Annotated in this window: 18 protein-coding genes; 15 read left to right on the top strand and 3 right to left on the bottom strand. The window is 44.8% G+C overall.

What is annotated here, in order from left to right; genetic code table 11:
* Nucleotides 1-24: 24 nt before the first annotated feature.
* On the bottom strand, nucleotides 25-969 hold the full coding sequence (locus ACL9RM_RS19190) for a tyrosine-type recombinase/integrase (RefSeq protein WP_322162509.1): 945 nt from the start codon (nucleotides 967-969) through the stop codon (nucleotides 25-27).
* Nucleotides 970-1,632: 663 nt separating this feature from the next.
* On the opposite strand from ACL9RM_RS19190, the gene ACL9RM_RS19185 reads away from it, so the two are divergent.
* The 15 genes from ACL9RM_RS19185 to ACL9RM_RS19115 all read left to right on the top strand — a co-directional run bounded on the left by ACL9RM_RS19185 (nucleotide 1,633) and on the right by ACL9RM_RS19115 (nucleotide 15,394).
* Entirely contained in the window at nucleotides 1,633-2,079 is a 447-nt protein-coding gene (locus ACL9RM_RS19185; RefSeq protein ID WP_250267539.1) for a tellurite resistance TerB family protein, read from the top strand.
* Nucleotides 2,080-2,107: 28 nt separating this feature from the next.
* Entirely contained in the window at nucleotides 2,108-2,701 is a 594-nt protein-coding gene (locus ACL9RM_RS19180) for a TerD family protein (protein WP_250267540.1), read from the top strand.
* Nucleotides 2,702-2,747: 46 nt separating this feature from the next.
* Nucleotides 2,748-3,323 carry a TerD family protein gene (locus ACL9RM_RS19175; RefSeq protein ID WP_061831757.1) on the top strand — a complete coding sequence of 192 codons (576 nt, stop codon included), beginning with the start codon at nucleotides 2,748-2,750 and terminating at the stop codon, nucleotides 3,321-3,323.
* Nucleotides 3,324-3,354: 31 nt separating this feature from the next.
* Nucleotides 3,355-3,936, top strand: a complete 582-nt coding sequence (locus ACL9RM_RS19170; RefSeq protein WP_023987194.1) for a TerD family protein — start codon at nucleotides 3,355-3,357, stop codon at nucleotides 3,934-3,936.
* Nucleotides 3,937-4,038: 102 nt separating this feature from the next.
* Nucleotides 4,039-5,307, top strand: a complete 1,269-nt coding sequence (locus ACL9RM_RS19165) for a TerD family protein (protein ID WP_061831756.1) — start codon at nucleotides 4,039-4,041, stop codon at nucleotides 5,305-5,307.
* A gap of 26 nt (nucleotides 5,308-5,333) precedes the next feature.
* Nucleotides 5,334-6,068: a TerC family protein gene (locus tag ACL9RM_RS19160; protein WP_023987196.1), complete on the top strand. Its 735-nt coding sequence runs from the start codon at nucleotides 5,334-5,336 to the stop codon at nucleotides 6,066-6,068.
* Nucleotides 6,069-6,235: 167 nt separating this feature from the next.
* Nucleotides 6,236-7,423: an HpcH/HpaI aldolase/citrate lyase family protein gene (locus ACL9RM_RS19155; protein WP_250267541.1), complete on the top strand. Its 1,188-nt coding sequence runs from the start codon at nucleotides 6,236-6,238 to the stop codon at nucleotides 7,421-7,423.
* 52 nt (nucleotides 7,424-7,475) lie between these two features.
* Nucleotides 7,476-8,822: a phosphoribosyltransferase family protein gene (locus ACL9RM_RS19150; RefSeq protein ID WP_250269012.1), complete on the top strand. Its 1,347-nt coding sequence runs from the start codon at nucleotides 7,476-7,478 to the stop codon at nucleotides 8,820-8,822.
* Nucleotides 8,819-9,970, top strand: coding sequence for a cysteine protease StiP family protein (locus tag ACL9RM_RS19145; RefSeq protein WP_250267542.1), 1,152 nt, complete (start codon nucleotides 8,819-8,821; stop codon nucleotides 9,968-9,970). The genes ACL9RM_RS19150 and ACL9RM_RS19145 overlap by 4 nt, the downstream gene beginning before the upstream one ends.
* Nucleotides 9,967-10,803: an HAD family hydrolase gene (locus ACL9RM_RS19140; RefSeq protein WP_250267543.1), complete on the top strand. Its 837-nt coding sequence runs from the start codon at nucleotides 9,967-9,969 to the stop codon at nucleotides 10,801-10,803. The genes ACL9RM_RS19145 and ACL9RM_RS19140 overlap by 4 nt, the downstream gene beginning before the upstream one ends.
* 17 nt (nucleotides 10,804-10,820) lie before the next feature.
* Nucleotides 10,821-11,852: an ATP-grasp domain-containing protein gene (locus ACL9RM_RS19135; RefSeq protein ID WP_250267544.1), complete on the top strand. Its 1,032-nt coding sequence runs from the start codon at nucleotides 10,821-10,823 to the stop codon at nucleotides 11,850-11,852.
* A gap of 58 nt (nucleotides 11,853-11,910) precedes the next feature.
* Complete coding sequence (locus ACL9RM_RS19130; protein ID WP_061831751.1) at nucleotides 11,911-12,591, top strand: hypothetical protein; 681 nt, start codon at nucleotides 11,911-11,913, stop codon at nucleotides 12,589-12,591.
* 97 nt (nucleotides 12,592-12,688) lie between these two features.
* Nucleotides 12,689-13,789, top strand: a complete 1,101-nt coding sequence (locus ACL9RM_RS19125) for a toxic anion resistance protein (protein WP_061831750.1) — start codon at nucleotides 12,689-12,691, stop codon at nucleotides 13,787-13,789.
* 338 nt (nucleotides 13,790-14,127) lie between these two features.
* Nucleotides 14,128-14,673, top strand: coding sequence for a hypothetical protein (locus ACL9RM_RS19120; protein WP_061831749.1), 546 nt, complete (start codon nucleotides 14,128-14,130; stop codon nucleotides 14,671-14,673).
* 43 nt (nucleotides 14,674-14,716) lie between these two features.
* A complete protein-coding gene (locus ACL9RM_RS19115; protein ID WP_061831748.1) occupies nucleotides 14,717-15,394 on the top strand; it encodes a vWA domain-containing protein in 678 nt (225 codons plus the stop codon).
* 245 nt (nucleotides 15,395-15,639) lie between these two features.
* On the opposite strand, the gene ACL9RM_RS19110 is transcribed toward ACL9RM_RS19115, so the two are convergent.
* Nucleotides 15,640-16,020 (bottom strand): DUF3899 domain-containing protein, encoded by a 381-nt coding sequence (locus ACL9RM_RS19110; protein ID WP_250267545.1) that lies wholly within the window; start codon nucleotides 16,018-16,020, stop codon nucleotides 15,640-15,642.
* The gene (locus tag ACL9RM_RS19105) at nucleotides 16,020-17,663 is read right to left on the bottom strand and encodes a peptide ABC transporter substrate-binding protein (protein ID WP_250267546.1); all 1,644 of its coding nucleotides are present in this window, start codon (nucleotides 17,661-17,663) and stop codon (nucleotides 16,020-16,022) included. The genes ACL9RM_RS19110 and ACL9RM_RS19105 overlap by 1 nt, the downstream gene beginning before the upstream one ends.
* Nucleotides 17,664-17,792 lie beyond the last annotated feature (129 nt).

Genomic DNA, 17,792 nt, shown 5'->3' with positions numbered 1-17,792 from the left:
TAAAGACCCCCAAATAATTTATAGTTATTCGGGGGTCTTAAATCGGTTTCGCGGATTGAAATTGGAGAGAACATCTTTCTTTCTTCTTACAGAGACTTCTGTATAAATTTCTGTAGTACTTACATTAGAATGGCCCAGAATTTCTTGGACTGCGCGTAAATCGGCACCATTTTCTAAAAGTTGTGTTGCAAAGGAGTGTCGCAAGTAGTGTGGTGTAGCTTTCTGGTTGATATTTGACAAGGATCTATATTTAGTAAAGATATCTTCAATGCCATAGATAGAGAGTGATTTACCGTATTTATTTACGAAAAGAGCCTCAGTTTGAGGGCAGAATAAATCTCTTACATTCAGCCAACTGGTAATCTTATTTATTAGCTCTTGACTTGATAAATATAGGAGCCTTTCCTTGCGTCCCTTTCCCAAAATCACTACAACCCTGCTATTAAGGTCAATATCTTCAATTTGAATTTGTACTAGCTCTCCAATCCTAATTCCGGTTGAAAATAATAAATCTATAATTGCATCATTTCTAATAGATAATCTTGTACTAAAAGGAGTCTTTAATGTTTGCCTATGAAGCTGAGGGGAATGTATTAATCGTTCAAGTTCGTCTACAGGCAATGTTTTTGGAATACGTTTTGCAGTTTTGAATTTTTTTCCGAAGTTAATTAAAGGAGAATGATCAATCCACTCTTTTTGAGTTAAAAATAAAAAAAAAGCTTTAATAGAAATATATTTTCTTTTAATGGTGGTGTCTTTTAAAGTATTGGAATCGCTAAAGGTTTGAAAATAGCTACGAAGATTCTTGTCGTCAATATTTTCAAGGGAATTTTCTTTGAACCATGTGCAGAGCAAATTTAAATCTGAAAGATAAGCTTTAATTGTTTTAGGAGATACATTCTTTTCGATCTGGAGAAAGGACACATATTCTTCAATGTAATTGTGTGTTTTAGAAAGTAATAATACCAATGCGAATTCCCCCTGTAAGAGTGCTTTGTGTGACAATTCTATGATTATACCAAACGTAGTTACTAAGGCAAGTTGACTGATTTTTTCACTTAGAAGATATAGTTTACAGTGTGAAGAATAAGCTATCGGTAAATTTCTCGAATAATATAAGTCCTCTTACAAAAATATTGAAAATTCAGGAGTTTATCAGAAAGTCTACTGCTACTGGGTTTAAGTTTTTGGCTTCAATCCAGTTTCTAACGGATATTATGGCTACATATGGTCTATTGAAAAAGATATGAGTTTTCAAGGCGAGCCCTTATTTTACGTACTCTGCGGGTCACAACTGGAATGAAGTAAAAGGGACATTAATTTTTCGTACTAAAATAATTGAAACCTCCTCGTTCAAGCAACATTCGAAGATATTACAAAAAAAGGAATGGTTTTAATTTATCAACTCTACCATTTCACAGACTTGCAATTGGGGTACCAAATGATGGATGATAGAAGAGGGCCTTTTATGTAGAAAATAGGGCTAAAGATAGAGAGGATACCAATAATAAATAGATCGTATTTACCGTATTTTTGTATATTATTGTAGAAAAAGATCGTAATTCAGGTTATAGTAAAGGAAGAAATTAACTAGGATGCATTTTACTCAAATACGTAATTGTGGAGGTAACCATGAGTACATTTAAAAATTGGCTGAATACAACTAAAAAAGGACTTGGAGACCAAGTTAAAAAATTTAAGAATAAAGATTTTATGGAAGCTGTTGTTGCAGGTTGTGCATTAGTAGCTTTTGCTGACGGTACGATTAGTCCAGAAGAGAAAACAAAAATGGCCGGATACATAAATATCAGTGAAGAATTGAAAGTGTTTGATATGGGGGAGGTCATCAACCGTTTCAATCACTATGTAGCGAACTTTGAGTTTTCACCTGAAATCGGCAAACAGGAAGCACTGAAAGCGATTGGTAAATTGAATGGCAAGCCTGAAGTAGGCCGACTCGTCGTTGGCGTATGTAGCGCTATTGGCGCAGCTGATGGTGACTTTGATGCCAATGAACAGCGAATTGTTGCTGAGATTTGTGGCGCGCTTGGTTTGAATCCGTCTGAATTTAGTCTGTAAATTTTACGGAAGGGAGGTGTGTTAATCAGTGGCTGTAATTAATCTGGTCAAGGGCCAGAAAGTTGATTTGACCAAAGGCAACACAGGACTAACCAAGGTTATAGCTGGATTGGGATGGGACCCAGTGCAGTCCAAAGGATTTTTTGGCATCAAGAAGCAACCGAACATTGATTGTGATGCTTCTGCCATTTTGCTGGACGCAAACGGGAAACTGACTCAGTCGGACAATGTAATATGTTTCCATAATAAAAAAAGCCCATGCGGCTCAGTCGTTCATTCCGGTGATAATCTGACTGGACAAGGCGACGGTGATGATGAACAAATTGCGATTGACCTGGCACGTATTCCTGCCAATGTCGACAAAGTGCTTGTTGTTGTGAATATATATGATTGCGTAAACCGGAAACAGGATTTCGGCATGATCGAGAAGGCGTATATCCGCATTCTGGATGGTGCTAATTCCAAGGAACTGGTGACGTTTAATTTATCTGATAATTATGAGGGGCTGACCGCACTGGTCTGTGGAGAACTCTATCGTCATAACAACGAATGGAAGTTTGCTGCAATCGGTGAAGGAACCCATGCCGTACATATTGATGTGCTGGCTCAGCGTTATATGTAATTTTAGTTGCTCATACAAAACTTAATGTGAAAAGGGGTTCTTACTCATGGCAATTAACTTATCCAAAGGTCAAAAAATTGATTTGACGAAAACAAATCCAGGTTTGTCCAAAATTATGGTTGGTCTCGGTTGGGACACAAACAAATATGATGGCGGAAAAGATTTTGACCTGGACGTATCCGTATTTTTGGCTAATGCGGAAGGTAAAGTAGAATCCGATAAGAACTTTGTCTTTTTTAATAACCCACAAAATGAGAACGGTTCTGTCGTTCATACAGGGGATAACCGCACAGGTGATGGCGACGGAGATGACGAGCAAATTAAAATTGATTTGGGTAGCGTGCCAGCTAACGTTGAAAAGATCGCTTTTACGATTACAATCTATGAAGCACAAGAACGCAGCCAAAACTTTGGACAAGTGTCCCGTGCTTATGCTCGTATCGTAAACGAAGCAAACAATGAAGAATTGATCCGCTTTGATCTGGGAGAAGATTTCTCGATCGAAACAGGCGTTGTTGTAGGCGAACTGTATCGTCATAGCGGTGAGTGGAAGTTCAATGCCATTGGTAGCGGCTACCAAGATGGTCTTGCAGGACTGACACGCGATTACGGTTTGGCATAAAAAATCTATACAACGAAAGCGGGTATGCGGAATGACCATTAGCCTTTCCAAAGGACAACGTATTGATCTGACCAAAACGAATCCCGGCTTGACTCGTGTTGTTGTAGGTCTTGGATGGGATACGAATAAATACAGTGGTGGCGCTGACTTTGACCTAGATGCTTCGGCTTTCCTACTTTATGAAGACGGTAAAGCCAAAGCAGCGGATGATTTTGTATTTTACAACAACCCGACAGGCGGAGCAGGATCGGTTACTCATACGGGCGATAACCGCACAGGTGAGGGCGATGGGGATGACGAGCAAATCATCGTTGATTTCTCGAAGATTCCTGCGAACATCCACCGTATCGGGATCACGGTTACCATTTATGATTACGAGGCTCGCGCGCAAAACTTTGGTCAAGTGTCCAATGCTTTTGTACGTGTGGTAGATGCGGCAACGGATCGTGAAGTGCTGCGCTACGATTTGGGAGAAGATTTCTCCACCGAAACGGCCGTCGTATTCTGTGAATTTTACCGTCAGAATGCGGACTGGAAATTCCAGGCTATCGGTAGTGGCTTTGCTGGTGGATTGGGTGCGCTTGCTAAAAACTATGGCTTGGACGCTCAATAATATCCACTTGGGGTGGTGTCCATAGGGCGCTACCCTTTCTTTTTAAGCTATTACATTAGCGTACGCTGACACATGACAAACCGACAGAAAGGTGACACAATCATGGCTGTTATCGTAGTAAAGGGACAGAAGGCGGATTTGACGAAAACAAATCCGGGCCTGACCCATGTCAACGTAGGGATTGGCTGGGAGTCCCCAGCGTCTCTGGAGCTGGATACTTCGGCATTTTTGCTGGGTTCTGGAGGAAAAGTATCGGGCGATGAGGACTTAATTTTTTATAACAATCCGACCACGCCCTTTATCACCTATTCAGACGGACAACAGTCCGGTGACAAAAAGCAATTTGCCCTTGATCTGACGCGAATTCCTGCAAATATCGAGAAGATTGCGTTTACGCTGACGATTTATGATGCGGATCAGAAACGGCAAAATTTTGGACAGGTTCAAGGTGGGTTCATTCGTTTTGCTCATCCGGTTAGCGGAGAGGTTTTGCGGTTTAATTTGGACAGTGGATTTACAGTGGAAACGGCGATTGTCATTGGTGAATTGTATCGTCATAACGGGGAATGGAAATTCAACGCGATTGGCGCAGGTTTTTCCGGTGGATTGGATGCGTTGTGCGTTAATTTTGGGATTGAAGTGGAAAATAATCCGTCTCCTCCCACGCCAGTGCCTACACCTCCGTCTCCAGCGCCTCGACCAGCACCAACGCCGCCACCAGTACCACCTGCTCCGAAGCCAGAGCCATCTGCAACACCAGTGAATCTGAATTTGCGGAAAATTGAGCTGAAGAAGAAGGGCGATACCATTAACCTGAAAAAAGGCTCAGGCGGATTGGGTGAAATCCTGATCAATCTGAACTGGAATCAGGTGCAGCAAAGCAAGGGCTTTTTCAATCGCGGTTCCAAGGGTGTCGATCTGGATCTGGGCTGCTTGTATGAGATGAAGAACGGGGATAAAGGCGTTGTGCAGGCGCTCGGGGAAGTTTTCGGTTCTCTAAATCGCTTCCCGTACATTGCTCTGGATGGCGACGACCGTACAGGCTCTGTGAAAACAGGGGAAAATCTTCGCATTAATGGTGCTAAAATTTCTGAAATTAAGCGAATTTTGGTGTTTACCTTCATCTATGAAGGAGTCACGAACTGGTCACAAGCGGACGGGGTAGTCACGCTGTACCAGAAGGATGGGCCGGACATTATCGTTCACATGAATGAACATGACAATCGCAAAGGGATGTGTGCAATTGCCATGATTCAAAATGTAAACGATGAAACGTTCAGCATTGAAAGACTCGTGCAGTTCTATGGCGGTCATCGTGAGTTGGATCGGGCATATAACTGGGGCATGCGCTGGTCGCAGGGTAGCAAATAAATTGAATTATCGGAGGCACTCTTTTCATGTTGAATGATTTGTTTAAAAATATCAGCGAAAACTACGGCCATTTCTTTTCATGGAGTGATGTTGTAGCTACGCTTACTGATCCAGTGAGTTGGGGGATTATAGGAACTCTCATTTTGCTGGAAGGACTTTTATCGGCGGATAACGCCTTGGTTCTCGCAGTTATGGTTAAACACTTACCTAAGGAACAACAGAAGAGAGCCTTATTTTACGGGATTTTGGGTGCGTATATATTCAGGTTCCTGGCTATCGGCTTGGGTACATTCCTGATTAAGTTCACCCTAATTAAGGTACTGGGTGCGGCTTATCTGCTCTATATCGCTTATAAGGGCTTATTCAAGTCCGAAGGTGATGGAGAAGTGAAAAATAAACCTACATCTTTTTGGAAAACCGTATTAATGGTCGAACTGATGGATATTGCCTTCAGTATTGACAGCGTCATTGCCGCTTTCGGTGTGAGTGAGAAAGTATGGGTTCTGTTCCTGGGTGGTATTCTCGGCGTTCTGATGATGCGTGGTGTTGCTCAAGTGTTCCTCAAGCTCATTGATAAATTTCCGGAACTGGAACAGACAGCCTTTATTATGATCGCCATTATCGGGGGTAAAATGCTGGCTGCTGCTTTTGGCTTTCATATGTCGCAGGTTTTATTCTTCGGCATTTTGATTGCTGTCTTTGTAGGCACAATGGTTATCAGCTCGGCGAAAAGAAAGAAAAAGGCCGACAAAGAGGCTTAATGTACAAAGTATAGCGAAATCCCTCCTGAAACTAAGGGGGGATTTCTTTTATACCCGAAGCACAGGGCTTCAGTCAGGCAAGAAAGAGCAAGAGGAGGGGAAGGGCCCTGAAATATTTTAATGATTTAACCTCTGAGGAAGTAGAAGCGATCTTTTATACTCCACCGTTGGAGTTTCATAACCGTTCTCCCAAAAGTATATTGGCTTATGCGATAGGAGCGGCTTTGTACATGCCAGCGACCCGCTCGGAAGTAGCAGAAGAGATCAAAAATGGAAAACATGAAGGACTAACAACGGTCATTCTGGATCTGGAGGATGCTATAGGGGATCAGCAGGTCGGACAGGCAGAACAATCGCTGGCACAGCAGCTGCTTCAACTATTGTCCTATGTACGGACGGGGATGATGAGTGAACAGCAATTACCTTTGTTATTTGTGCGTGTGCGCTCTGTGGAGCAGTTGGAACGACTACTGAACGGTTTGGGTGAATCTTTGTCGCTGCTCACGGGCTTTGTCTTACCCAAGTTCTCTTCGGATAATGGACGGGCGTATTTTGCACTCATTGCTGAATATAACCGGAGTATGTATACAGGGGCAGGAAACGCAAGCGACATGCCTGTGCTGTATGGATTACCGATTCTTGAAAGCTCCAAAATTATTTATCGGGAAACCCGCTGGAATGAGCTGCTGTCGATTAAGGAAATTTTGGACGAGTACCAGGAATATGTGCTCAATGTACGAATTGGGGCAACCGATTTCTCCAGCCTATATGGACTGAGACGCAGCCCGGATATTACGATTTATGAAATTGCCGTCATTCGGGATTGCATCGCAGATATTATTAACTTGTTTGGACGCGTGGGCTCAAATTATGTCATTTCCGGTCCTGTGTGGGAATATTTTTCTCACCGAGAGCGGGTTTTTAAACCTCAATTAAGAGTGTCTCCTTTCGAAGATGCACTTGGAAAGCCGGGACGACACTTGCGGATGGACTTCATCTCAGATGCCGTAGACGGACTGATTCGAGAAGTTATGATGGACAAAGAGAATGGGATTATTGGCAAAACGATTATCCATCCCTCCCATATTAAACCGGTACAGGCCATGTATGCGGTGACACATGAAGAGTATATGGATGCACTTGAAATTGTGGAGCGTAACGACGGTAGTCTGGGTGTATTCAAAAGTACCTATGCCAACAAAATGAATGAAATTAAGCCGCATTTGAATTGGGCTCATCGTATTATCAATAGATCAAAAGTATACGGGGTGTTACATGAACAACAACATTTTGTCAGTCTCTTACCCAACCACGAAAACACATCTGCTGCCAATTCTGGAGCAGTTCAGCGTTAAAATTACGGAGACACATAATCCATTCCGCCTTCCTGTGGACAAGCTGTTTGCGATGGCGGCACGGGTCAATAAAAAGCGTTCGTTTTTATTTGTCAGCAAGGTGCTGGGCAAGCATATTCCGGTAAACCCATACACCTCTCAGCTCAGTGGTGCGGCGCTGGCGATTCTACTATATAAGGAGCTTGTCCCACAAGCGGGACAACAGATGGATGAACTGATAGGAGAGGCCGTGAGAGGACTTCTTGACCCGGACTATGCGAAAGAGGCCTACCGAAAGTTGATGGATGAGCGTTTAGCTTTTGCTTTTACGGAGCCGATCAAGTTTGTTGGTTTTGCCGAGACGGCTACAGCACTGGGACACAGCATGTATCGGTTGTTTGACGACGGAGCCTCGTATATTCATACGACGCGAGAGGATATTCCGGGCCTTCGGCCTATTATTCGGTTTGAAGAAGAGCATTCGCACGCTGTTGATCATCGTTGCTATGCACTGGATGAAGATGCTTTTGCGGGAGATGGCCCGATTGTGCTGGTAGATGATGAAATTACGACGGGAAAAACAACGCTTAATATCATACGGGATATTCAGGAGCATTTTCCGCGTAAACAGTATGTGATTGCTTCGTTATTGGATTGGCGGACAGACAGCGACGAGCAGGCTTTCACTGACCTGGAGGCAGAGCTAGGCATTACGATTACGCCTTTAAGCTTGCTCAAAGGAAAGATTGAGGTACAGGGTGTACCGATCCTAGATCACGTAGCATATGCCGGACAGGCTGGGCACTCAGAACATGCAGCCACTAGCATGGCAGAGGTTAATAAAGACGTTTCTGGAATAATTGACCACCGTTTTGAAAAGGATACTTCCGCTTTTGAGCGAGTAGTACACAATTCCATGTCAACAGACGGGTATGCCAATACAGCTCCTTATCTAAAATATACAGGCCGTTTTGGTCTACAATCCGCTGACAATTCAGCATTGGATGCAGAAATCACGCGTGCAGCTGAACGACTGAACCAACTTCGTTCTGGGCAACGCACGCTGGTTATGGGCACGGGGGAATTCATGTACATTCCAATGCGGATTGCAGCAGAGTTAGGCCCGGATGTATATTTTCAATCGACGACACGCAGCCCGGTGTATCCCCACCGAGAAGAAGGGTATGGCGTCGCTTGTGGTGTGACATATCCTTCGCCTGAGGACAGTACGGTACGCAATTTTATTTATAATGTAGACCCCGGTCAGTATGACGAAATATTCGTTTTGATGGAAAGGGAGTCAGACCCAGGGCGGATGAAACCCATGCAGGAAGCTTTGACCCGTCTGGGCTGCGATAAAGTGCATGTCGTTTATTTTAACGGTTTAGCTAGACAGGAGAGTAAAGGAGCGCGGATATGAAGCAAGCACTTATGGAGCAAATACAGCAGAAGAACATTCATCCGCCCGAACCGCTGGGCAGTTATCCTGCCTCGGATGTCACTTTTTTATTGAAGGATTTGAGCCGGGTTACGTTGGAAAAAGGGACGGAGGATCGTGAAGAGGCAATTCAGTCGGGAGTCCATTATTCAGAAATGCTGCCAGTGGAATACGAGCCCACAGCAGAGTATATTGCACTGTTTCACGAAACGCTTGCCCAATCTGCCAAAAAGGTTGCATTAGCGGCAGCTTCTGTGGCTGAGATGATTGTCAGAAAAAGAGGCCTGAACACGGCGATTGTTTCTCTGGCTAGAGCAGGGACGCCCATTGGTATCCTGATCAAGCGTTATATTGACTGGAAGTATAGCGTATCCTTGCCGCATTACAGCATTTCTATTATTCGTGGCAAAGGCATTGACCGGAATGCGATTTTATACATTTTACAGCAGCATGGGCTGGGGATTGAACTTCAGTTTGTCGATGGCTGGACGGGGAAAGGGGCGATTCGTCAGGTATTGATTGAGGCCTGTCGTGAGATGAACGCGGATTACGGGTTGCGTCTAAATGATGATCTGGCGGTGTTGGCCGATCCGGGCAGATGTTCGGAGACCTTCGGTACACGAGAAGATTATTTAATCCCAAGTGCTTGTCTGAATTCGACTGTATCCGGTTTGATGAGTCGGACGGTATTACGCGATGATCTTATAGGCCCGGACGATTTCCATGGAGCCAAATTTTATGAATCATGGCGGTCAGTGGATCAGTCTAATACGTTTGTGGATACGATATCCGGGTACTTTCAAGACGTGGCTGAAACGGCAGTTGCATATGCAGAACAAATGACATTGAATCCGCCTGCGGTGACATGGCAGGGCTTGCGGGATATAGAGGCGATTCAGCAGGCATTTGGTATTCGGGATATCAATCTGGTCAAGCCCGGAGTGGGGGAGACGACTCGTGTACTGCTGCGCAGGGTGCCGTGGAAAATTCTGATTGACCGCGAAGATAATCCGAATCTCCAGCACATTATGCTGCTGGCCAAGGACCGTGGAGTGCCTGTAGAGGTATTTGAAGGATTGACTTATTCCTGCTGCGGAATTATCAAGCCGCTCAAGGGGGGACAAGAATGATCTACGCAAGTGACTTGGATCAGACACTGATTTATTCCAAACGTTCGCTTGGCGTGCCGCTGGAGTCCCCTGGGCTGTTGCCTGCGGAACAGATAGACGGGGCAACGTCGGCTTTTATTTCTGAACAAGCCCTGCAATGGCTAAAGACACTGCCTGAAGATGTGATGTTTATGCCCGTGACGACTCGGACGATAGAACAGTATAGACGAATCACCGTGTTTCAGACGGAGTTGGTTCCCGCATATGCCGTGACAAGTAATGGTGGAAACATCATCGTCGGAGGCGAGGTGGATCGAGAGTGGAATCGGCGTATTCACGAACAAGTACGCCGTGATGGTGCTCATGCGGAAGAAGCACGTCAGGTGTTCGGACAGGTGCTGCATGAAGACTGGGTCGTAAACGAACGCTTTTGCGACGAGTTATTCTATGCTTTCATGATTGAACGGGATCGTATGCCGCTGGAACAGGTGCTGGAGAAAGCGCGAATCATGCGTGAAATGGGCTGGGAGGTATCCATTCAAGGTCGTAAGGTGTATCTGGTACCTGCGGCCGTGAATAAACAGGCAGCCGTGGAGCACATCCGCAATCTCACGAATGGAGGGGCCGTGGTTGCGTCCGGTGACTCTTTGCTAGACCGTTGTTTGCTGGACTATGCCGATTATGCGATTGCTCCGCGTCATGGTGAATTGTATCGGGAACAGCTGCGGGATAAGCTGGAGGTCAATTACCGTTTTACAGAAGTGTCGGGGGTTTATGCAGCGGACGAAATCATGGCGTATGTTCACGCAATACACCAGAGTGTGTTCGCAGCTCAAACTTCATTTTCAGAATAGATAGGGGACGTGGCTCTGTGAAGAAGGTTAAGGTGTATTTTAACCGCTGGTTTTCAGTGGCGTATCATTATATGAATGCTATTCGTAACAATGAGGACGGTATTCCGTTCGAGATCTATGCGACACACTCAGATCCGCAGCACATGGCGCTACAGGCCAGTGATGTAGCTGAAGTAGAGCCCCGCACCAGTGGTGTGGAGTACACACGGTTTTGCGCTGATTTTTGCAGGCGGCACGAAATTGATGTCTTTATCCCACGGTGGAATATGCTCGATATTAGCAAGCATCTTTATTTGTTCGATGATATTGGGACAAAAGTAATGGTATGCCAAGATACCGAACTGCTGGAGCAACTGATGGAAAAGGATCTGTTTTATGAATCCATTCGTCAAAAGGACATTGTCACGATTCCCGACTATGCCATTGCCAGCAATGCCGAGCAGTTTAAACAGGCTTATGAGTCGTTAATAGCACTTGGGCATAAGGTATGCTTCAAGCCATGTAATGCAGAAGGCGGGATGGGCTTTCGTATCATCAACAATGAACGTAATCCGCTGGAGGAGCTGTTCGGCCATGCGCTGAATCATATTTCGTTCGAGGAGGCACATCGCGTATTGTCATCCACAGAATCATTTCCCAATCTGATGGTGATGGAGCTGCTGGAGGGATACGAATACAGTATTGACTGCCTGGCTGACCGGAACGGAAAACTGCTAGCGGCGGTTCCGCGTAGGAAGGCAGGAGGACGATTACGGCTGCTGGAGCAGCATCCCGAGCTGTTGGAGGTGGCACAGAAGGTCGCTGAGGCGTATCACATTCCGTACAATTATAACATTCAGGTAAAATATAACGGCGAGCATGCCAAGTTGCTAGAGATCAATCCGCGGATGTCCGGAGGACTTCATGTATCATGTTTGTCTGGTATCAATTTTCCTTATCTAGCGGTGAAATCGGCTTTGGGTCATGAGATCGGTTCACTTCATCCGCAATACGACATTTTAGCCAGTCATATCGAGCAGCCAATCACCATTCGTAAATCCGTACATTGACACACACAAATATTGTTTTCTACAATATGGTAAGGGTTTACGTCAGGAGGTACAAGCTATGACGTCAAAAATGTGGGGTGCCACGATTGCTGTGGTTAGCTACCTGATTGCGCTTTTACTAAGTTTTTGGTTGCCACTGTTTGTGTGTTTGGCGATTCCGATCATTGGTTTGGGAGGATACAGTGCCATCATGGCCGTTCGCCATCCTCGCCCCAATCTGACCGGTTCCGTGATTCCGGTGGTGCAGGAGCAGGTCGGTGAGACACAGCAGCATGAAAAGGAAGCTACCGTTCGACCGGAGTCTATGACAGGACAAGTACGTCAACCAGATCAGGTGAGCAGTGAATTTGCTCAGGTGATGGAGTATTTGGAGGTCCTGGAGGACATGGTGATCTCCGAGGGACAGAAGGATACGCTTGATAACGAGATTGTCGAGAAGGCGCTGGCTCTATTTGCACGTTTGCAGCGGGTCATTCCGCTTTTGCATGAACTGAACAACAGCGAAGTGAATCATACGGTTCGGAGATTGATTTTGAAGGATTTGAACGGACTGATTAATCCGTTTCTTCGGCTCAGCGGCGATGCGAAGCGGACCAACCGGAGGACGTTATTAAACGGATTACGGGATGTGGACAGCAAAATATCGGTAATTGTGTCCACGGTGGAGCACAAGGATCTGCTGGAATTACAGAGCAAAGCGGAGCTTATTCACCAGCGATATAGCAGTTCCGAATTGTAGGCGATTTTTTGAGAAAATAAAAAAGTAGCAGAATAGCTGCTCTGAATAACAACGATTAGATTTGGGTAACAGTTGTTTTCAGAATAGGAGGTAGCGTATGGCGACCCCATGGGCTGAATTGAAAAAAGAAGATGAACAAAAGGTGACTGAGGAGGCTTCACAGCTGATTCAGAAGGTATCACAAAGCGATGTCATGAGCCTGGATACTTTAATGGATGATATCGGTAAGCTGGGGGTTAAAACGCAGGAACGTGCGGGGCAGACCCTTAAAATGCTGGATCGTCCGGTAAACGACCTCATGTCCGGTGATCGGGCTGAGGTATCCAATATGATCTTAAAGCTACGTGATGAATGCGAAACGCTCCAGCAGAGCAAAAATATGAGCTTTTTTGGCAAGCTTCTGCGTAAAAGCCCGTTAAAAAACTACATTTACAAGTATCAGTCGGTGAAGACGAACATCGAGAAAATCATTACTGCCTTGAGAGATGGTAAGGATAATCTGGAAGAAAACATCGTCAGCATGAGACAGTTGAAGAAGGCTTCCATTGAAGAAATCTACAATTTACAGACGAAGATTGCCTTTGGTAATCGCTTGAAAGAACTGTTTGAGACCGAGATTGCCAAGCCGGAAAACGAAAACCGTAAGCCTCATTTGGAGCGGGGATTACGCAAGGTGGTTACTCGTACGCAGTCGATGACTGAAATGATTTTATTATACAATCAGGCGATTGCAGCAACGGATATTATTAATGATAACAATGATAAACTGATTGATTCTGTAAATAATGCGATTGATAAAACATCGAATCTGATCACTGTATCGGCTATGATCGCGATGGCGCTGGCGGATCAGGATAAAATCATTTCAGCCGTCGATGCGACCAACCGTACGATTGAAGATCAATTCAAGGAAAATGCGAAGCTTCTCAAAACGACGACCGAGAGAACGACAGATTTGCTTAGCAAGCCTTCTATGTCACTGGAGGCTGTGAATCAGGCGATTGGTGATTTGGTATCTGCTTTGGATCTGTCTGAAAAATCAAACCGTCGGATTATTGAAAGCTGCCACGATTATACAAGTAAAATGACAGCAATCAATGCCAACCTTAGCCAACGTCTGGGGATCGAAGGGAAAGAACCATCCAAACCGCTGAAGGATAGCAATTCCTCTGAGGGTCTAAGCTCGTTTTTGAACTGATGACAATGTAGAATAATAGACCCAATCTATGAAAAAGACGCCAGGATGACTCCGAAAGGCGTCTTTTTTTGGTTTGGCAGCAGCTAATAAAGGACATGATGAACATACATAGCATTCTCGTGCATAAACTCTTAAAAAGCGAATGACAAAAGGAGAGAGCGAGCGTATGATGTCCTTTATTTTAGGGTGTGTGATTGTCTATTTACTCGTAGCTGCCAGTAGCGAAAAAGCAGATTCAATTGTGGAGTTAAATGATTCTGTGAAATAAATTTTTTTATTGAAAATCATGCATTTTCTGATAGGATAGAGTTAAATATTGGAATCCCAAAGGAGAATGCATGCTGGAATTTTCATTTGAAATCATCGACGAATCGAAAATTAACATTGTATATCAGTATGGAAGCAGTAGCTTCAATTTTAATTTATTTTTTAACTACGGTGTGTGGACGCTGCATCCTTTTGACGGGATTCTACTGCAGAACAAGGAAATGTGCCGTCTGATCGTTACGGATCTGTTTAAGAACAAAGATTTTCATGTCATGCTGGCGCGCGAAAATATTTTATTATCAACCCTGCGTACCTCTATTGATCTCAATCCCGAAACTCGGGGAGATCGATATCAGGAACAGGAATTTGATGAGCTGTCTGATTTTGCTGAGACACACAGCTTTGAAGAGGTACTGCAAATAGAGCAGGATTCCGTCCGCGAGCGTATAGATTTCTTCCAAAACATCATTCAAAAAATGTATATGGAAGGATTCGGCCCGGAAGACAATGATTTTAACAAGGTACAAGCTATTCTTCGCATTTATAAGGCTGCACATGACCAACTCGGAGAATTGAGCGACTTTCCCCTGAGAGGCGACGAACGACGCAGATGGTAGACTAGACGGGCTAGGGTATACATCATAGAGGAGCGTGGGGAACATGAGCAGTATTTCTTTACTTAAAAAGAATGCGCAACTGGTACTGACTAAAAAGAATCTAACAAATGTAACTGCAAGAGTTGGATTGGTGCTCGATATTTCAGGATCTATGAGAAGCTTGTACAAAAATGGTACTGTTCAAAAGGTGTTGGAACGAATTGTTGCAGTTGCGAGTTCTTTGGATGATGATGGTGTACTGGACGTATGGGTGTATGATCACCGTTTTTCGCGTTTGCCGTCCGTTACCGAAAATGACGTTGACAACTATGTTGAAAAACATATTTTGTCCAATGATTATTTGCCCAAGTTCGGTCGTAATGATGAGCCACCTGTGATGCGCGATGTTATCGCCAAATACACCAAGGAAGAACCCTCTTCTGATCCGGCCTTTGTTATTTTTATTAATGATGGCGGTGTGAAGCGTGGAAAAGGAGATAATATCGACAACGCAGTCATTGATTCGTCAGGAGAGCCGATTTTCTGGCAATTTATCGGTGTGGGTGAATCCGATTTTGGCGTATTAAAGAAGCTGGACAATATAGAGGGCCGTGTGGTAGATAACGCTAACTTCTTCCAAATTCAAGATATCGAATCTATGGAAGACAATGAATTGTACGAACTATTGCTTAACGAGTTCCCATCATGGTTACAGGAAGCGAAGGAAAAGCAGATTTATTAAGGCTACTAAGTGTTGTACTATGAGCCCTTCTCAAAGCTTAATATATAAAAAATGCAAAAAGAGAGAGTTCCGCTAGCAAACGCTTTGCGAAACTCTCTCTTTTCTTTACACACCTCTAAAACGTATAGAAGCTCTACGGCGGTTGCCAGCGGAGCGGGCAGAATTGTTCTGAAGAAGCGAAGCGATCGGAAGAACAATCTGCACGCGTAGCGCCCATCAACCGCAAGAAAGCTTCTCATACCACCCTAACTTATCCCCATTAATATCATCGAGCAAAGGATAAGCCCCGCCCCGCACCCCGAAGTATATACCTTGAGGTGGCGGAACATGGATGTTTTCCAGGCTGACAGAGATTCATCGGAACGCAAACGTTCATTTTCCTCCCGTAATGCCTTGGATTGACGAATGAACAACTGTCTGATGTCTGCAAATCCCCGCAGGAAGAGGGTTAGAAAACCGCTTTGCAGAACGTGGAAGATTGCACCGATCACCAAGCCCAGCAACCCCAACAGGAATAGCAGATTTGCAGTAGCCATGTTTTCACGACCATACAAGAGATGGGGGATGGCGTACAGAAATCCTAAAGTACCGACAATCAGGGCAGTGAGCCCGAAACGTAAAATCATTATTTTTCGACCCGTTTCGCAAAGCGCAGGTCTGGGTTCGAACGAGCATCAAATACGATACCTTGAATCTTAGGACTGATTAATGCGGTGTCCGCAGAGAACTGGATCGGAATAATCGGCAGATCTTCCATCAATACGTCTTCTGCCTGGTGGAGCTGTTCAAAGCGTTTTGCCGGATCAAGCTCAAAGGTTGAGGATTCAATCAGTTTGTCATACTCCGGGTTGCTCCAGTTGGTAAAGTTGTTCGAATTTTTGGAAGTATAATGCCCCAATACGCCGAGTGGATCCAGGAAGTTTCCTTCCCAGCCCATACGAGCGATCTGGAAGTTCTTCTGTTTAAAGGTATCAATGTACGTTTTCCATTCCTGATTCTCCAGCGTCACTGCAACGCCCAGGTTCGTTTTCAGCATTTCCTGAATCGCTTCAGCTACTTTTTTATGCTTGTCCGAAGTGTTGTATTTAAAGGTGATCGGTGGCAGCTGGGTCAAACCTTCTTCTTTCAGACCTTCGGCCAGCAATTGTTTCGCTTTCGCAGCGTCAAACTCATAGTATTTTTTCGGTGCTTCATCACGGAAGTCCTTGCCGGATGGCGTTGTTGTTCCGTATGGAACATAACCGTAAGCCGGAGTTTCGCCACCTTTGGTTACGCTGGTAGCCAGTGCTTCGCGGTCAATCGCGTAGGCAATGGCCTGTCTGATTTTTTTATTGTCAAACGGCTTTTGTTTTACGTTAAAAGAATAGGTATACACACTGAAAGATGGATGCGACAGGAATTCCTTGTTGCTCTTTTCCTGATCCAGGGTATCTACGGGAAGACTCAAAATCAGATCCAGATCGCCCGTTTTGTACATTTGATAATAAGTTGTGGAGTCTTGAACCATTTTAAAATTAATCGTTGCCATTGTAATGGCACCTTTGTTCCAGAATTGATCATTTTTCGCCAGCGTAATCTGCTCGTTATGTTTCCATTCCTTGGCTACATATGCACCGTTGCCGACCATTGTGCCCGCTTCTGCTGCCCATTTGTCATTTTTCTCAACAACCGATTGGTTTACTGGCAGATAGGCATGACCCACTGCGATCGTTGGGAAGAAGCTCAGCGGTGATTTCAGTTCAACTACCAGAGTTTTATCATCTTTGGCTGTAACACCCACGTCTTCAATTTTACCTTTGCCTGTGTTGTACGCTTCGGCACCTTTGATGTAGTAGAGGGCAGAAGGATCGTAGGCAGCTGTTTTCGGATTCAGTACCCGTTTCCAGGAGTATTCAAAATCCTTAGCTGTCAGTGGGTCACCATTCGACCATTTTGCGCCGTCACGGATCGTAAAGGTGTAGGTTTTACCGTCAGGAGATACGTCTACTTTGCTGGCAGCGCCTTCTACGATTTTACCGGCCTTATCGTATGTATACAGCCCTTCGTACAAGTTATCAATCACAAAGTAGGACGTTGTATCTGATGCGAAAGCAGGGTCTAGCGTATAAGGCTCTCCACCTGCCAGATTGGCAGTAATTTCTTGCGGGATATCTGCTTGAGGCGCAGCGGACGGGTCGTTGCTTGCTGTTTTGTCCGTAGTGCCAGAGCATCCAGCCAAAGCCGTTACGGCCAAAAGTAAGATAATCGTCATCCAATGCATTTTTTTCATTGTGGTTTTCCTCCATTACTGTGATTAGTTATGCCAAAAATAAGGTACACCGTACCGGGGGTTATTCATCCTCCTTTCCCGCAGGTATGCCGCGTGTGCGCACTTCGATAAAGGAATTGCCGTTTTTCC

The organism is Paenibacillus sp. S29, from assembly GCF_049319765.1.
Classification (GTDB): Bacteria; Bacillota; Bacilli; order Paenibacillales; family Paenibacillaceae; genus Paenibacillus; species Paenibacillus polymyxa_B.
This window is presented reverse-complemented; position numbering and strand designations above follow the sequence as displayed.